Origin of the sequence: Bacillus sp. AFS012607, from assembly GCF_002558005.1 — a bacterium.
In the GTDB taxonomy this organism is placed as follows: Bacteria; Bacillota; Bacilli; order Bacillales; family Bacillaceae_G; genus Bacillus_A; species Bacillus_A thuringiensis_S.
Genome location: NZ_NTVM01000090.1, coordinates 1 through 282 on the forward strand (window position 1 = coordinate 1; position 282 = coordinate 282).

Here is a 282-nt window from a genome sequence, read left to right on the forward strand (position 1 = left end):
TTTCTTTTCCTCTTCACTTATCGTAGATTGTTGAATATCTCGTTTCTCTAATTCTTTGACCTCTTTCATTACATTTTTATTTCCTTGCGTTTTAGCAAAGGAATAACAATCTTCATATTTTTTTAGATTTACAAAAGCTTCAACAATGAGTTTTTCACGTCTACCGTCCATATTGACTTTACCCTTAAGCTTAATTACATCCTCATATTTCTTATTAAGTGCTGCCTTTTCAAAGTCGATCACATCATTTTTGACATCAATTTCATTGATTTTATTCATGTT

The 282-nt window shown here is 29.8% G+C and carries 1 pseudogene; it reads right to left on the reverse strand.

Annotation, left to right across the window (positions count from 1 at the left end):
• Window positions 1-282: pseudogene (locus tag CN409_RS30940) on the reverse strand (hypothetical protein); the annotation flags it as partial.